The organism is Pseudomonas sp. SDO5215_S409 (genome assembly GCF_054071325.1).
The window spans coordinates 1-670 of sequence record NZ_JBSVWN010000163.1; the positions used below are offsets into that span (position 1 = coordinate 1).

Annotated in this window: 1 protein-coding gene; it reads left to right on the plus strand. The window is 57.3% G+C overall.

Going from position 1 to position 670, the window contains the following annotated elements; translation table 11 throughout:
• Positions 1-641, plus strand: a 641-nt coding sequence (locus tag ACW9H9_RS28725; protein WP_457346724.1) for an IS30 family transposase, incomplete at its 5' end; no start/stop codon positions are given.
• Between the last annotated feature and the right edge of the window lie 29 nt (positions 642-670).

Here is a 670-nt window from a genome sequence, read left to right on the forward strand (position 1 = left end):
TGCCTGTGGGCGAGTTGCGCAAGGAGTTGATCCTGTGTCTGCGCCAAGGGAAAAGCACTCGCAGGCCGCGCAGTGGCGGTGTTGACAGGCGCGGCCAGATTCCGGACATGGTGAGCATTCACGTGCGTGCGCCCGAGATCGAAGACCGCCAAATGCCCGGCCACTGGGAAGGCGACCTGATCAAAGGCAAGGACAATGCCTCGGCAGTGGGCACGCTTGTAGAGCGCACCAGTGGTTATCTGATCCTGGTCAAAATGCGCGACGCCACCGCGACCTCGGCGGTCGAAGGCTTCAGTGCGGCGTTGAATAGCATGCCGCTGGAAGTGCGTAAAAGCATGACGTATGACCGGGGCCGTGAGATGGCCAAGCATGCCGAACTGACCCAGAAAACGGGCGTGGCGATTTACTTTTGTGATCCACACAGCCCGTGGCAGCGCGGCAGTAACGAGAACATCAACGGTTTGATTCGTCAGTACCTGCCCAAGGGTACTGACTTGTCCAAGCACAGCCAGGAACAGCTGGATGCCATTTCGTATCGGCTGAACATTCGGCCTCGTAAACGCTTCGATTTCAAATGTCCGATTGAAGTGATTACCGAGGTCATGGGTATGTATCATGAGGCCCCCTCTTCAATTCAATGACCGTGTTGCACTCGGTTCCTGCAACCGCC